This is a genomic window from Corynebacterium sp. MSK035, from assembly GCF_030232615.1.
In the GTDB taxonomy this organism is placed as follows: Bacteria; Actinomycetota; Actinomycetes; order Mycobacteriales; family Mycobacteriaceae; genus Corynebacterium; species Corynebacterium jeikeium_D.
Window position 1 is genome coordinate 1 of the sequence record NZ_JASPJP010000006.1, and the last position, 14,970, is coordinate 14,970.

The following is a 14,970-nucleotide window of genomic DNA, read 5'->3' on the forward strand; positions in this document are numbered from 1 at the left end:
CTCGCGGTCACGTATCGCGCGGGAGTGGTGCTTGCGGCGATTCTGGTCTGGTTACGCATATAAGAGACACGCCCTAGCTCTTTACCTCTTGGCCTGGTTCGTCCTGCCAGATGGCGAGTACACGCTTGACGACGATGCTCGCGGCTCCAACCCCGCAGGGAAAGAAAATAAGCAATAAACGTCAAGCTTAATAAGATTGATACCTTTCCGTTACTCGCAACGCCCTCACCAGCACTATTCCAATTTCGCAATCACGCAAATTCGGTAACAAATAGTGCATAGAGTGCACAGATTCACGCTATTTGACTTGCGCAAGCCTCAGAATTACCTAGTGTTCCTTCTGTACGGCTTTAAAGCCACGCCCTCTTCCAATGCCTGATATTCAAAAGAATTGTCAATTTCTCTTTGAATTTAATTCTGGCGAATAGTGGAAGATGCCAATAATTGAATAGGTAACTTAGTTAGCTCTCAAGAAAGTGGTTTTGAAATGCAGAACAAGAAGATGACCCGTATCGCTACCGCAATCGTCGGCTCCGCCGCCCTACTCGGCGGCCTGGCTGCATGTTCTTCCGATGATGCACAGGATGCTGCTAACAACGCCAAGGATCAGGCTGGCCAGGTAGCAACCGACGCCACTGATAAGGCTGGCGACGCTATGGACGGCGCTAAGGACAAGGCCGGCGAGGCTGCTGATGGCGCTAAGGACAAGGCCGGCGAGGCTATGAACGGTCTGGGTCTGGGCGACGCTGCTGGCGAGGATGTGGCAGAGGCTGACCTGCCTGAGTCCATCACCGAGGCAGCTTCTTCCTTCACCTCCCCGTACGATTCTGAGGCTGGCGAGTTCAAGTCCGCTAAGAAGGTCGGCGACGCAGTTGCCGCTGAATACGAGAACGTCACCTTCGTTGAGTCCCCGGAGACCAACGGTGCACAGCCGCTGATTGGTAAGATTCGCGAGACCTGGGTTGCCAACGGCGCACTGGAAAACGAGATTGGTCTGCCGACCGCTCCGGAGTCCGAGATTGAAAACGGCTGGGAGCAGCCGTTCACTAAGGACACCATGAAGTGGACCTCTGAGGACGGCCAGAACTACTCCGACTCCTACGAGAACAAGTAGTTCTACACGAACCGAAAGATTTTGAGCGTGCCGGGTGGCACGCTCTTTTCTTTCCCCCTAGCTAGTTAAATCCCCCTTTCCCCTAGCCAAAAACGCCAGAGGCACCGCGCCGATGTGCGCCAACAATGTTGATATCGACAATCCCCACGGCAGCCATTGATGCAAAGACCGTGGTGGGGCCTACGAACTTAAAACCAGCTTTCTTCAATGCCTTGGCAAGCGCCTTGGACTCCTCGGAGTAGCTGGGCACCTCTTCGATTGAACGTGGCTCGGGAGACTTCTCCGGTTTAAACGACCACATCAACTCGGCTAAGCCGCCGTTTTCACGCAGAGCAATCGTCGCCGCGGCGTTATTGATTACCGCGGTAATCTTCCTGTGATTCCGAATGATTCGTTCATCATTCATCAATCTTTCGACATCTTCGTCATCGAAATCAGCAACCGCATCGGGGTCGAAGTTCGCGAAGGCTTCCTGAAACGCGGGCCGCTTCTTCAGCACTGTCTCCCACGACAACCCCGCCTGAAATACCTCCAGGCTGAGCCGTTCGAATAGTCCTTGCTCATCGCGCACCGGCATCCCCCACTCGGTGTCGTAGTACTCTCTCAGCAGCTCACTGTGAGCAGCCCATGCCGGTCGAGCCAATCCATCCTCACCGATGATGAGCCCATTGTTTTCCGTGTAGTCCGATCCAATTTTCATCAGTCTTTCCAATCCCCCAATTCCGGTTTGACTTAGCTGAGCACCGCAGCTCTTAATTCTTATGCTTGTGTTGACGCCCAACCAGAGCGCCATACACCAGATCCAGCGTCGGCGTTTCCACTTTCGCCTTCTGCCCCATCCGGCGGATTGCGCCAATCTGGGCATCGAGCTCATTGGTAAGTCCCGCGGTGTAGTCGCGCTGCATCGACGAGGTGTTGTCGTACCCTTGATCATCAGTAAAGGCCAAGGTCCGCGACACGATGTCCTCTGGCAGCGCAACGCCGCAGGCTCGACCGACTGCCTCGGTTTCTTCAAACATCCGCGTCAAGCTGTCGCGCATTTCCGAACGCAAGTAACCAATCGGACTATCAGCCAGGGCACCTAGGGCACCGAGGTTAGCCACGAACATCGCTTTTGCCCAGATATCGACCCAGATATCCGGGAGCTGTTCGCCACCGAGCCCAGCCATGTGCAATGCCTCGATAACTGCCCCGACCAGGTCATTAGTGGAGTCATCGAATGTGCCGATGTTCAGGCTCATCGGTCCTGGTCGGAAGGTGACTTCTGCCGGGCCAGTGTGGATAAAGAAACCGCGGATAACACCCGGGAACACCTTGTCTTCACCGAACCGCCCCGCTGCCAAATAAGGGATTTCCACCGAGTTATGGGTGGTCACCACTGCTGCACCAGCCGGAACTTGCGGGAAAGGATCGTTGCCCGGCAGCGCCTTGGTTGCCGCAATCACAACATCGACGTCGACGCCATCGGCAGTGAGTTCACCCCAATTGTCGGCTGCTTTGACGGGGATAATGCTGCGTTCCCCGTGCTCGTCGATAAGCGTGAGCCCCACCTCACGAAGACGTGTCAGGGTCTCGCCGCGGGCGAGAAAGACGACATCATAACCCGCTTGCACGAGGCGACCGCCAAACCAGCCGCCGACAGCTCCTACACCTAAAACTCCAATCCTCATAGCTGCCACCTTACGACTTCCGCACTGAGCGCGAAATAGGTTGCATGCGGTTGTCCACAGACAATCCAGGCTATCCCCAAATGTGAAATTTGAGCTTGAATTACTACCTTGTCAAAACTATGTAAAGCGGAGTAGGGTCGAAGTTAATAGATATCAACCCAGGGTTGTTACTCTTTTGAGGCAAGACCTGAGGCCCACAGTTTGTGGCGCCTCGGGTCTTTTTGCGTTTAACGGCCCTGCTTACTGTGAAGGAAGGTCACGATGGGGTCGTCAAAAGATTCCAGCGCGAGGGCAATAGTTGAAAACCTCGGTGGACCCGGAAACATCACAAGCATGACGCACTGTGCGACGCGTCTGCGTTTTGAACTCGGTGATGTCTCCAAGATCAACGAGGACAAGATTGACAAGGTGCCGGGCGTACTCGGTGTCGTTCACCAGGGCGATAACCGCTACCAGGTCATCTGTGGCGGTGGCGTCGAATCGATGTACACGGCAATTAAGCATCTACCGGAAATGAAGGGCGCCGGCGCAGTCGCCACTAAGTCCGACGCAGACGTTAAGGCAGAAGCTCGCTCGAAGGCACGCGGCAAGTACTCCTGGTTGGACAACTTCTTCGAGTACCTCTCCGATTCGTTCCGCCCAATCCTGGGCGTGCTGTTGGGCGCATCGCTGATTATCGCTATTGCCGCGGTTCTCGACGGTCTGAACATCGTCGACTTCCGCGCTGAGGATAAGTCCGCTACTTGGATCTTTGTTGACGCCATGTGGCGCAGCGTCTTCTACTTCCTGCCAATCATGGTCGCCTACAACGCAGCGAAGAAGCTGCGGGTAGATCCATGGCTGGGCGCAGCCATCATGGCTGCCCTAATGACGCCGGAGTTTATGAGTCTGCAGGATACCGATCGCTTCTCGGACACCATCAAGACAGTCAACGAGGAACTCGGTACCGAAACTTTCACCGCCAACATCTTCGGCCTGCCAATGCAGCTCAATGACTACGGCGGACAGGTCTTTGTACCGCTGATCATGGTCGCCATCCTGGCAGTGGTCTACCACGGTTTGAAGAAGATCTTCCCGGAGAATGTGCAGATGGTCTTCGTGCCGTTTATCTCCATGTTGATTATGATTCCGCTGACCGCTTTCCTCATCGGCCCACTGGGAATCTGGCTGGGTAACGGCATCGGCTCCGGCCTGGCATGGATGAACTCGAACGCACCGTTTGTGTTCGCAATTCTCATCCCGATGCTCTACCCGTTCCTGGTGCCACTGGGTCTGCACTGGCCACTGAATGCGCTGATGCTGGTCAATATCCAGACTCTCGGCTACGACTTCATCCAAGGCCCGATGGGTGCCTGGAACTTCGCCTGCTTCGGAGCAACTGCCGGTGTGCTGGTTCTTTCCATGCGCGACCACGACACTCAGATGCGCCAAACTGCAACGGGTGCACTCGCTGCCGGTCTCTTCGGTGGTATCTCCGAGCCGTCCCTCTACGGTATTCACCTGCGCTTCAAGCGGATCTACCCACGCATGCTGCTCGGTTGTTTTGCCGGCGGTCTGACTATCGCCATCCTGTCGGCTCCGTTCAGTGGTGTGACAACCAACGCCTTCGTCTTCACCTCCCTCATCACCACTGTCGTGTTCAAACCGATGTGGGTCTACCTGATTTCCGTCGCCGTGGCATTCTTCGTCGCCATGTTCGCCATCATTCTCACCGACTACCGCACGCCGGAAGAGAAGGCTGAGGCCGAGGCCGCACGCGCCGCAGAGCTTGACGACGAACCCAGCGACGCCACCCCACACGCTGCCACCAGTGGCTCCGATTCGGCTCCAGCTGAGGCTTCCGGTGACGCTGGTACCAACGCCGAGGCTGCCGCACCGGCTGCTGCGGCAGCTGGCGCCGGTGGTGTCGCAACTGCCGTTGATACCAAGCCTGTACAGGTGCAGGCCCCGGTTGCCGGTGAGGTTGTCAGCCTTGCCGAGGCCGGCGACGCGGTCTTTGCCTCCGGTGCTCTCGGTGACGGTGTCGGTATCAAGCCAACCAGTTCTACCGTGGTCGCACCCGTATCGGGCACGTTGATGACTGTGGCAAAGACCGGTCACGCCTTCGGTATTAAGACCGATGACGGTGTAGAGGTACTCGTCCACGTCGGTATCGACACAGTCAAGATGGCCGGTGAAGGCTTCGATGTCCAGGTTTCCAAGAAGCAGCACGTCGAGGCCGGCGATGTACTTGCCGAGGTCGATTTCGACAAGGTCAAGGAAGCTGGTTACCCAACCACGACACTGATGACCATCACCAATACCAAGAAGCTGACCGAGGTTTCCCCGGTCACCGGCATCTCCGTCCAAGCCGGCGACACGGTCATCGAAGTTCAGCCATAATTGATTTCTAGAAGGCATACCGGCCTGAAATCCCTCAACTTATGGAGGAGTTCACGGTTACCGACATGGAAATCCTGAGAGTATTCAATAACAACGTGGTCCTGGCCAAGGACGCGACCGGCGAGAAAATCATCACCGGCCGCGGCATTGGCTTCAAGGCCCGCCCGGGGCAGCCGGTTGATTCGAGCAAAGTTGTTCGCATCTTTGTCCCAGCGGAAGGCCGTGATCCGGACCATATTGCCACGATGCTCACAGAAATTCCGCTGGCTCACATGACTCTTGTGACCGATGCGGTAACCGCAGCCGGCCTGCCGGAATCGATGACGAAGAACGCTTCCCTCCTTGTGGCGTTAGCCGATCACATTGGTTTCGCCATCATGAGGGCAGCTAACGGGCAGCGAGCAGATTACCCGCTGCTCGCGGAAGTCAGCCAACTTTATAGTGAAGAATACGCGCAGGCGCAGGCGATTTTGTCGCATATCAATCACGCTCTCAATGACCGTCGTATAGCACCATTGCCCCGTTCCGAAGCAGTGGCTATTACGTTGCACCTGGTCAACGCCGGGTTTGCCACGGGTGATTTGAGCTTCACCTACACCATGACGGGCGTGCTGCAGCAGCTGCTCACAATCATTGAAAGTGATTTTGGTATCACGCTGGAGCCAGAGACTGTCAATGTAGGGCGCTTCATCACGCACCTGCGCTACTTGTTCGTCCGGATTGCCAAGCATGAGCAGTTGAAAGATAACTCCTCCGCTATTGGCCAGGCCATCCGTGACTCCGCCCCAGAGGCGTTTCGCTGCGCACAGCGTATCTCCGCAGTCATTGAACTGCGTCTGGGGTCGGGGCTGACGGAAGACGAAGTTTCCTACCTCACCCTGCACATTGCACGCATTGTGCAGGCAGCGGCTGTATCTCCCACCGCCTCCAGGGTTTCCCGGAGCGTGCGCGACGTTGATGCTAAGCAAGCACCAGCGGTGGGGTGTACAGGCACTGTGCCTGAGTCAGAAAATTTCACATATTCGACCCGAAAGGATTCAACCATGATTACTCGTACCGCTACCATCGGTTCCTCCGTAGGCCTGCACGCTCGCCCGGCTTCCCTGTTCACTCAGGCTGCTGCTGAGTACGACTACGACATTGTCATTTCCCTTGACGACGAAGAGGCCGATGCCGCCTCGATCCTGGAGGTCATGACCCTCGGCGCTAAGCACGGCGACGAAGTCACGCTGAGCTGCGAGGACGACTCCGCAGCTGCAGCTCTGGACGAGCTTGCAGCCATGCTCGAGCGCGACCTTGATGCCGAGTAAGCCCAGCTAGAACGCTCCTGGATAACACCACGGCACACCACGACCGACGAGTATCCCCGCAGAGGTCCCGAAAAGGAGATCGGAAGCAATGAACGAGCAGCACACTGTCATCTATGGCATCGGTGTCTCGACCGGTACGGCCAGCGCTGAAGTAGTAAAGGTACTCCCCGCCCCGGGAGTTGATACTCAAGAGCCGTCGTCGACCGATCCCGTCGCCGATGGTGAGCGCGTCCGCGCGGCGATGGCCAACGTCGCAGAGTCGCTGAAGAAGCAGGCTGAGCACTCCAGCCCGCAGGCACGCCCGATTCTGGAGGCCACTGCGCAACTGGCTTCCGATAGGGCGCTCGCCAAGGCCGTGGTGAAGAAACTCAAGGCAGGCTCCGGCATCACCCAGGCCGTTCACGATGCCGTTGAAGACTACGCGCAGCTCCTAACCAGTCTCGGTGGCTACATGGCTGAACGTGTCACCGACCTCTACGATGTTCGCGACCGCACAATTTGCGAGCTGCGTGGCCTGCCAAAACCGGGCGTCCCGGATGTTTCCACCCCCACTATTCTGCTTGCCGACGATCTCGCGCCCGCCGAAACCGTGGGTCTTGACCCCGAGTTTGTCGTAGGCATTGCCACCGCCGGTGGCGGGCCGACCAGTCACACGGCTATCCTCGCAGCACAGCTGGGCATTCCAGCCGTCGTTAAGGCGAAGGGCGTCATGGAACTCGAGGCCGGTACCTTCGTCGCCATTGACGGCGGCGCCGGTGAGGTAATTGCGAATCCGACCGCCGATGAGGTCGCCGCGTTAGAAGAGCGCGCTCGACGCCGGGAAGCAGCCCTGGCACAGTCTGTGGGCGCAGGCAAGACCGCTGATGGGTACCCCGTGAATCTGCTGGCCAACATTGGTACGGCGGAAGATGGTGAGTCTGCAGCAGCGCAAGATAATGAGGGCACCGGCCTGTTCCGTACTGAGTTCCTTTTCCTCGACCGCGACAAGGCTCCGAGTTTGGAGGAACAAACGGAAACCTACACTCGTGTGCTGAAGGCATTCGGTGAGCGACGCGTGGTTGTGCGCACGCTGGATGCGGGTGCGGATAAGCCGCTGAGCTTTGCCGACCTAGGCGAGGAAGAAAACCCGGCGCTGGGTCGCCGCGGACTGCGCCTGTCGCAGGTTCGGGAAGATTTGCTGGATACGCAGCTGGATGCACTCGCCGCTGCGTTTGACGCCACCGGCCGTAAGGCTGACCTGCGGGTTATGGCTCCGATGATCGCAACGGTCGAAGAAACAAAGTGGTTTGCAGACAAGGCACGGGAGCGTGGCCTGCCGAAGGTCGGCATCATGATTGAGGTCCCCGCAGCAGCAATTCGCGCGAAGCAGCTGCTGTCCATTGTGGACTTTGCCTCCATTGGTACTAACGACTTGTCGCAGTACACTATGGCGGCCGACCGTATGCAGGGGGCTCTGGCGGATCTCCTATCGCCATGGCAGCCGGCTGTGCTGCAAATGATTAAGTCCGCATGCAAGGGCGGCAATGCTACCGGCAAGCCCATTAGTGTCTGCGGTGAAGCCGGCGGTGACCCGCTGCTGGCACTGGTCCTGGTGGGCCTCGGCGTGAGCTCGCTGTCCATGGCTTCCAAGAAGGTGCCGGCCGTCCGCGCCGCTCTCCGCCTCCACGACCGCGCTACCTGCCAGCAGATGGCAGCATACGCTGTCGATGCCGAAACTGCGGCCGATGCGAAGGCCGCAGTGACCGCGCTGGTGGATCCGAAGGTGAAGGATCTGCTGTAGAGCGACGGAATTAGCACTAAGCCTGGCGTACACACGCTGTCAGCGTAAACGTGTGCGCCAGGCTCTTTCTCTTATGTTCGCTGCCCCATCACAGGCAGCAAATTTTCTGGGAAATTTCTTGATTTTCTCTCTCTCGAACGCCCCATTAGGATAAATAGAGTGCCTTCGTCGGCACCACCAACGCCGTCGAAGCCCCTTAATAATTCCAATAAAGACGGCTCATACAAGCCGCAACTTAATTCACGCATCAGGCTCCACCCAGCCCGTGAAAATTCACAATTTCACATTAAGAGTGTCAGTTTTCGACATCGTGGCCTTTCATCTACATGGGCACACGAACTGCAATTGCGCTGTTGTAACGGGCGTTTGCGCCACCGCAGCACAGGCAACAACGGCGTCGCCACAGCAGCTTGCAGCATCGCCCTTGACCTTACGGGCGACACTAATTTAGAAAGAACACAATTCTCATGACCAAGTCGAGCGGAGTGGAGTCCCCGAAGTCTTTCGCTTCCATTATCGTTGTTACAGCTCTCATGCTGTTTTCGATGTTCTTCGGCGCGGGCAACCTCATCTTCCCGCCGAAGCTCGGAGTGGATTCCGGTACCAATTTTGGCCCCTCAATCACCGGCTTCCTGCTCACCGGTGTGGCGTTGCCAGTTCTGGCCATCATCGCCATCGCCATTTCAGGCAACAACCTGCGTGACCTAGCGTTTCGCGCGGGCCGCATCTTTTCCTTAGGCTTCCCGGTAATCGCATACCTTTCCATCGGTGCTTTCTACGCTCTGCCGCGTACCGGTGCCGTGTCGTACGAAACCGGTGTCCAGCCGATTTTCGGCAGTGATTCACTGGCCGTCGCTGCGGCCTTCTACTTTGTTTTCTTCGGTATCGCCTTAGCACTTGCGTGGAATCCGAATGAAATTGTGTCCAAACTGGGCAAGATCCTCACCCCGGCTCTGCTAATTCTCTTGGTTGTATTGGTTGGAATGTCGGCATTCAAATTCGATGCCGCTCCGGCTGCGCCAATTGAGAAGTACTCCTCTACCCCATTTGCCTCCGGCCTGGTCGAGGGCTACCTCACAATGGACTCCATCGCCGGCCTGGCATTCGGCATCATTGTCATTTCTGCCCTCCGCGTCAGCGGTGTCCCAGAGGGCAAGCGTATGGTTCGCGGCACAATGATCTCAGGCCTGTTCGCCGGCATTTTGCTGGCCATCATCTACTTGGGTCTGGGCTATGTCGGCCAGGTGCTGCCGAATGCCGCCTCCTTCGATAACGGCTCGGGCATTCTCGCAGAGGCTTCCAAGCTGGCCATGGGCCAGGTCGGACAAATCGTCTTCGGCCTCATCGTTCTGCTCGCATGTATGACCACGGCTGTCGGCCTGATTGCCGCCACCAGCGAGTTCTTCAACCTGCTACTTCCGGGCATCAGTTACAAGGCATGGGCGATTATCTTCACGGTCATGTCCTTCGTAATGGCAACACAGGGGCTGTCTCAGGTACTGGCGATTGCCGCGCCAATCATCACCTTTATTTACCCGCCGGCTATCACGCTGATTGCACTGACTCTTCTCGACCCGGTCATTTCCTACTCCTTCAAGCTGCATTACACCTACCGCCTGGGCGTCTGGGTTGCCACCATCTGGTCGGGTATCTCGGTGCTCTCCGGTTTGGGTGTCGGTGGTTCTGCTTTGGCGGACTTCCTCAGTCTCGTACCTGGTCAGACCATCGAGTTCGGATGGTTCCTGCCAACTCTGGCAGCGACGGTAATTGGTTACGCAATTGACGTCGTCACGCGAAAGCAGCGCGCAAATCGCCCGGCGAGTGTGCTTGCCGACGAGACCGTTGCAGAAGAGGTAGCCGAAAAGGCGTAAAACCACACCCGGTTATTTGCGTTGCATAACGTAAATACCGCACGCTAGAGAAGTAAATTCCATCCGAACAAGGATTGACTATGAGTACCCGAATGCGTTTTACGCAAACGCTCCTATTCCGCGTTATTGTCGCGATTATTCTGGGCATTGTCTGCAGCTTTTTCTTCCCGGAATGGCTGGCTCGAATTTTTGTCACTTTCAATGGCCTCTTTGGTAACTTCCTGGGCTTCTTTATCCCGGTGCTGATTTTTGCCCTCATCACGCCGGCGATTGCCAGCCTGGGCCGCGGCGCCGGAAAGTGGCTGGGTATTACCACTGCTATCGCCTACGGCTCGACGGTGTTTTCAGGCTTGCTGGCCTACGCCGCCACCCAGGGGCTCTACCCTTGGCTGCTCGGCGCTGACCAAGCCGGCGCATCGGTGGATATTGATGAGGGCGCGCTGGAGAGCTTCTTCAATGTGGAGATGCCACCGCCGTTTGACGTCATGACCGCCCTGTTGCTGGCTTTCACGGTCGGTGTGGCGATGACCACCGTGAAGTCGGACTCGCTCTACCGCGGTGCGACGCAGCTGCGCGACGTGATTATGAAGATCATCTCGGCGTTTATCATCCCGCTGCTGCCGATTTACATCTTTGGCATGTTCCTGTCTATGGGCATGAACGGCAACCTGACCACGACGCTGTCGATGTTCTTCAAGGTGCTGCTTCTGGCAGTCATCGGCACCGTGCTCCTGTTGGCAATCCAGTTCTCCATCGCTGGCGCCATCGCTGGCCGTAGCCCGTGGACGTCCCTGAAGAACATGCTGCCGGCTTACGTCACCGCACTCGGCACCTCCTCCTCGGCCGCTACCATTCCGGTGACGTACAAGGCCGCGCTGAAGAATGGTGTCTCGGAGAAGGTCGCTGGCTTTACCGTGCCGCTGTGCGCAACCATCCACCTGGCCGGTTCGATGATGAAGATCACGCTGTTCGCGTTTGCGGTGATGTTCATGGCGGACAAGCCGCTTTCGCCGGGCATGGCCATCGGCTTCATTCTCACTTTGGGTATCACCATGATTGCGGCTCCGGGCGTTCCGGGTGGCGCAATTATGGCCGCGGTCGGTGTGCTGCAGTCCATGCTGGGCTTCGATCAGGAGCAGGTCGCTTTGATGATTGCCGCCTACGTCGCCATCGACTCCTTCGGTACCGCATGTAATGTCACTGGTGACGGTGCAATTGCCATGATTGTTAACCGCTTTGCCAAGGATGATGTCATCGACCGTTCCGAAGAGCTCAGCTTCGACGCTGAAGAGGCCAATTCCGCATCTTCCACAACCGAGGCCTAACTGGCTTCGGTGCATATGTAAAAATTAAAGAAAACATCCACCGGTCAACCCCGTCGCAATCTTTCAAAAGGCCTTCTTATGGGCCGATGCGGCGGGTGTTGGCATACATGTAAGGGGCCCGCCTTGGACTTCATTTCGACTCGCGACCCAGAGCGCACGCCGCACAAGTTCTCAGACATTCTCCTGGGAGGTCTCGCTAACGACGGTGGCCTCTACCTGCCGGTCGAGTACCCACAGGTTGACGATGCCACTTTGACGCGTTGGCGCTCCGTGCTTGTCGACGACGGTTACGCAGCCTTGGCTGCAGAGGTCGTCAGCCTTTTTGTGGACGACATTCCACTGGAGGATTTGCGCGGTATCTGTGCACGGGCGTACACCTACCCGAAGTTCTCCGATCCGGATATTGTGCCGGTGACGAAGCTGGAAGATCAGCTCTACATCGGTCACTTGTCCATGGGCCCCACAGCGGCATTCAAGGATATGGCGATGCAGCTGCTCGGTGAGTTCTTCGAGTATGAACTGGCTCGTCGTGGCGAGACCCTGAACATCCTCGGCGCCACCTCTGGTGACACGGGTTCCTCGGCCGAGTATGCAATGCGCGGCCGTGAGGGAATCAGCGTGTTCATGCTAACTCCGGCTGGTCGAATGACCGCGTTCCAGCAGGCTCAGATGTTTGGTCTGCAGGATGCCAACATTCACAACGTCGCCCTCGACGGTGTCTTCGACGATTGCCAGGACATCGTTAAGGCGGTCTCCGGTGACTTGGAGTACAAGGCCAGCCGCCACATTGGCGCAGTCAACTCCATCAACTGGGCTCGCCTGATGGCTCAGATCGTGTACTACGTCTCCTCGTGGATTCGTGTCACTGGCGGCAACGGTGCTGAGGCGAACAACGCGCAGAAGGTCAGCTTCAGTGTGCCGACCGGCAACTTCGGTGATATTTGCGCCGGCCATATTGCGCGCCAGATGGGTGTGCCAATTGACCGCCTGATTGTGGCTACCAATGAAAACGATGTCTTGGATGAGTTCTTCCGCACGGGTGCCTACCGCGTGCGCAGCGCTGCGGAGACTCAGGCTACCTCTTCCCCATCGATGGATATCTCCCGCGCGTCTAACTTCGAGCGTTTCATCTTCGATCTGCTGGGGCGCGATGCTGAGCGCACTGCAGACCTCTTTGGTGTCAAGGTCAAGGAGGGCGGCTTCTCTCTTACTGCTGATCCGATCTTCCCGGAGGCTTCTGCCCAGTACGGTTTCCTCTCCGGTCGCTCGACTCACGCTGACCGCGTCGAGACCATCAAGGACTGCTGGGAGCGCCTAGAGGTCATGGTCGATCCGCACACCGCTGACGGCATCCACGTCGCCCGCGGCCTGGTAGACCAGGTATCCACCCCAATTGTCTGCCTGGAGACCGCTCTGCCGGTAAAGTTCTCCGAGACCATCCTGGAGGCCACCGGACGCGAGCCGGACTGCCCGGAGCGTTTCGCGGACATCATGAATGCCCCGCGCCGCGTTACTGAGCTGCCGAATGATGTCGATGTGGTGAAGAAGTTCATCGACGACAACGTGGCTTAAAACCGGGCATAGCCCAACCTCCCCCCCCATCCGCGCAGCAGCGATGTGGAATAGTGCCCTCTTTTTTAAGGGCAAACGGCATTATCTTGGGCTATAGGGCTGTTATTACCCCCGTGATTACCTCACAATTGTTCACATGAGTTTCACTCGAGTTAATAGCCGTCCTATGCCCCACGCGCCCGCATCTTCCCCGCAGGAAGGTTCCCAAAAGACAACCACGGTCTCGCGGGCGCTGGCCGACACACTGGCCCAGCACTGCGACCACTGCTTCGGTCTCATCGGCAACGCGAACTCCCACTTCACGTCAGCCCTTACTGAATCGGGATTCGGCTACTCCTCCGTCCGACACGAATCGGCTGCTGTCGGGGCCGCCGATGCATTCCACCGTGCAGGTGGAGGGCTTGCCATCGCGACCGCCACTTGCGGCGCAGGATTTACCAATGCGCTAACCACTCTGGCCGAGGCTCGAGTAGCCCGTATTCCGCTAATTTTTGTCGTCGGCACGCACCCGGAACGCCCACGTCCCTTTGACCTTAATCAGGCGGCGCTCCTCGACGCCCTCGACGTCTGTCATCGCACCGTTACTCCCGAGTCCGCGCTTGACGACGCAAACTTTGCGGTCCAGCACGCACTGAGTTCTCGGCAGCCTGTCGTGCTGCTGCTCCCCTATGACATCCAAGAAGCACCGATTACGGCATCTGCGTCTGAAACACAGTCGACTAATCAGGAGCATCTGCACACCGGCCGACCAGAATGGTTGGAGTCAACTGTCGCGTCGCTGGCCGAGGAACTGCAAACTGCCCGTCGCCCACTCATTATTGCTGGTAGAGGTGTGTTGCTCTCTGGTACCGCAGATCTAGTTCGCCGCATCGGGGACGGTGCGGGGGCACTGTTTATGCACTCAGCGATGGCTCGTCATGTGCTTTCCAGTCCGTGGCAGATTGGCACCGTGGGCGGTTTTGCGCACGCGTGGCAGGTGGAGCTAGCTCGACAGGCCGATGTGGTGCTGTTCCTGGGAGCAAGCTTCAACGCTTTCCAAAACCGTGGCGGCAACATGTTTGCACCGGACGCGAAGATTATCCAGGTTGTCGACGAACCCCATCCCGCCGCTCAGCCGTCCGTGACACCGCTATTGGCTAAGTTGGAGGAACTTCTGCCCGTACTGGCAGAGCAGCTGGAGAAGCCCCGGGCGTCGTCAAGCACATGGCGTGCGGAGTTGAAGACACTGCCGACGACAGCGGAGGTCGAGTCGCTGACGTGCGCGGATGGCCGGTTGGATCCGCGGGCGTGCCTGCAGTATCTGAATCGTATCCTGCCCAATCAGCGCGCTGTGTGTACTGACGGTGGCCATTTCCTGGGGTGGGTACCGAAGTATCTCGATGTGCCTGGTCCGCAGCAGCAAGTGATTGTGGGCACGGCGATTCAGTCAATTGGTTTGGGGATGGGGTCGCTTGTCGGCCTCGCGGCAGCGCGGCCCGAGGACTATTGCGTGCTAGTCGCCGGTGACGGTGGCGGCACGATGGGTATTGCGGATTTACCTGCGGCGATTGAGCAGCTGCGACGTGGTCGTGGCGGTTGCGTGGTGTTCATTAACGATGCTGCCTACGGCGCGGAGCTGCACCAGTTTGGCGATGTCGGGTTGGACACCTCGTCCATGGAGATTGCCGACTACGACTTCGCCGCAGTCGGACGTGCCTATGGCGCTCACGGTTTCAGTGTCGGCACACCTGAGGACTTTGCCCAGCTCGACGCCTATTTCCATGACGTTTCCAACTCCGATGAGGCCTCCGTTGCCGTAATTGATTTCAAGGTCTCACGGCTGGTGGTTGCGGACTTCGTGAAGGAAGTTCTGGCTAAGGCACAAAGGTAGATTGCCGCAGGCATAATCGGGCTGCCTAGAACCCCCGGTGCGACCCAACTTCAGGCCGGTTGGTTGATGGGGTCTA

The 14,970-nt window shown here is 57.7% G+C and carries 10 protein-coding genes and 1 pseudogene; 9 read left to right on the top strand and 2 right to left on the bottom strand.

The genetic code is table 11. The annotated features are described in order from the left end of the window. Nucleotides 1-487: 487 nt before the first annotated feature. Nucleotides 488-1,114 carry a hypothetical protein gene (locus QP978_RS05045; RefSeq protein ID WP_049170198.1) on the top strand — a complete coding sequence of 209 codons (627 nt, stop codon included), beginning with the start codon at nucleotides 488-490 and terminating at the stop codon, nucleotides 1,112-1,114. An 82-nt stretch (nucleotides 1,115-1,196) separates the two neighbouring features. Here QP978_RS05045 and QP978_RS05050 read toward each other — a convergent pair whose 3' ends face one another. Further along, nucleotides 1,197-1,814: a DNA-3-methyladenine glycosylase I gene (locus QP978_RS05050; protein ID WP_049189582.1), complete on the bottom strand. Its 618-nt coding sequence runs from the start codon at nucleotides 1,812-1,814 to the stop codon at nucleotides 1,197-1,199. Nucleotides 1,815-1,866: 52 nt separating this feature from the next. Further along, entirely contained in the window at nucleotides 1,867-2,784 is a 918-nt protein-coding gene (locus QP978_RS05055) for a 2-dehydropantoate 2-reductase (RefSeq protein ID WP_048732590.1), read from the bottom strand. A 261-nt stretch (nucleotides 2,785-3,045) separates the two neighbouring features. Between QP978_RS05055 and QP978_RS05060 the strand changes: the two genes are divergently transcribed. From QP978_RS05060 to QP978_RS05095, 8 genes and pseudogenes are all read left to right on the top strand, one after another. Continuing rightward, nucleotides 3,046-5,166, top strand: a complete 2,121-nt coding sequence (locus QP978_RS05060; RefSeq protein WP_284856911.1) for a glucose PTS transporter subunit IIA — start codon at nucleotides 3,046-3,048, stop codon at nucleotides 5,164-5,166. A 65-nt stretch (nucleotides 5,167-5,231) separates the two neighbouring features. Then, a pseudogene (locus QP978_RS05065) lies at nucleotides 5,232-6,047 on the top strand (PRD domain-containing protein); the annotation flags it as partial. Between the two features lie 162 nt (nucleotides 6,048-6,209). Further along, nucleotides 6,210-6,476, top strand: coding sequence for an HPr family phosphocarrier protein (locus QP978_RS05070; protein WP_224433282.1), 267 nt, complete (start codon nucleotides 6,210-6,212; stop codon nucleotides 6,474-6,476). An 88-nt stretch (nucleotides 6,477-6,564) separates the two neighbouring features. Continuing rightward, on the top strand, nucleotides 6,565-8,256 hold the full coding sequence (gene ptsP, locus QP978_RS05075; RefSeq protein ID WP_070862918.1) for a phosphoenolpyruvate--protein phosphotransferase: 1,692 nt from the start codon (nucleotides 6,565-6,567) through the stop codon (nucleotides 8,254-8,256). 467 nt (nucleotides 8,257-8,723) lie between these two features. Beyond that, entirely contained in the window at nucleotides 8,724-10,127 is a 1,404-nt protein-coding gene (gene brnQ / locus QP978_RS05080; protein ID WP_070549801.1) for a branched-chain amino acid transport system II carrier protein, read from the top strand. An 80-nt stretch (nucleotides 10,128-10,207) separates the two neighbouring features. After that, a complete protein-coding gene (locus QP978_RS05085; protein ID WP_180950654.1) occupies nucleotides 10,208-11,452 on the top strand; it encodes a dicarboxylate/amino acid:cation symporter in 1,245 nt (414 codons plus the stop codon). A gap of 123 nt (nucleotides 11,453-11,575) precedes the next feature. Beyond that, nucleotides 11,576-13,024, top strand: coding sequence for a threonine synthase (thrC, locus tag QP978_RS05090; RefSeq protein WP_049189589.1), 1,449 nt, complete (start codon nucleotides 11,576-11,578; stop codon nucleotides 13,022-13,024). Between the two features lie 136 nt (nucleotides 13,025-13,160). Further along, entirely contained in the window at nucleotides 13,161-14,894 is a 1,734-nt protein-coding gene (locus QP978_RS05095; protein WP_246819339.1) for a thiamine pyrophosphate-binding protein, read from the top strand. Nucleotides 14,895-14,970: the final 76 nt, after the last annotated feature.

Bases quoted from the DNA above. Each gene is read 5' to 3' on its own strand.
- QP978_RS05045 (WP_049170198.1), top strand. From the start codon at position 488: ATGCAGAACAAGAAGATGACCCGTATCGCTACCGCAATCGTCGGCTCC.
- QP978_RS05050 (WP_049189582.1), bottom strand. From the start codon at position 1,814: ATGAAAATTGGATCGGACTACACGGAAAACAATGGGCTCATCATCGGT.
- QP978_RS05055 (WP_048732590.1), bottom strand. From the start codon at position 2,784: ATGAGGATTGGAGTTTTAGGTGTAGGAGCTGTCGGCGGCTGGTTTGGC.
- QP978_RS05060 (WP_284856911.1), top strand. From the start codon at position 3,046: ATGGGGTCGTCAAAAGATTCCAGCGCGAGGGCAATAGTTGAAAACCTC.
- QP978_RS05070 (WP_224433282.1), top strand. From the start codon at position 6,210: ATGATTACTCGTACCGCTACCATCGGTTCCTCCGTAGGCCTGCACGCT.
- ptsP (WP_070862918.1), top strand. From the start codon at position 6,565: ATGAACGAGCAGCACACTGTCATCTATGGCATCGGTGTCTCGACCGGT.
- brnQ (WP_070549801.1), top strand. From the start codon at position 8,724: ATGACCAAGTCGAGCGGAGTGGAGTCCCCGAAGTCTTTCGCTTCCATT.
- QP978_RS05085 (WP_180950654.1), top strand. From the start codon at position 10,208: ATGAGTACCCGAATGCGTTTTACGCAAACGCTCCTATTCCGCGTTATT.
- QP978_RS05095 (WP_246819339.1), top strand. From the start codon at position 13,161: ATGAGTTTCACTCGAGTTAATAGCCGTCCTATGCCCCACGCGCCCGCA.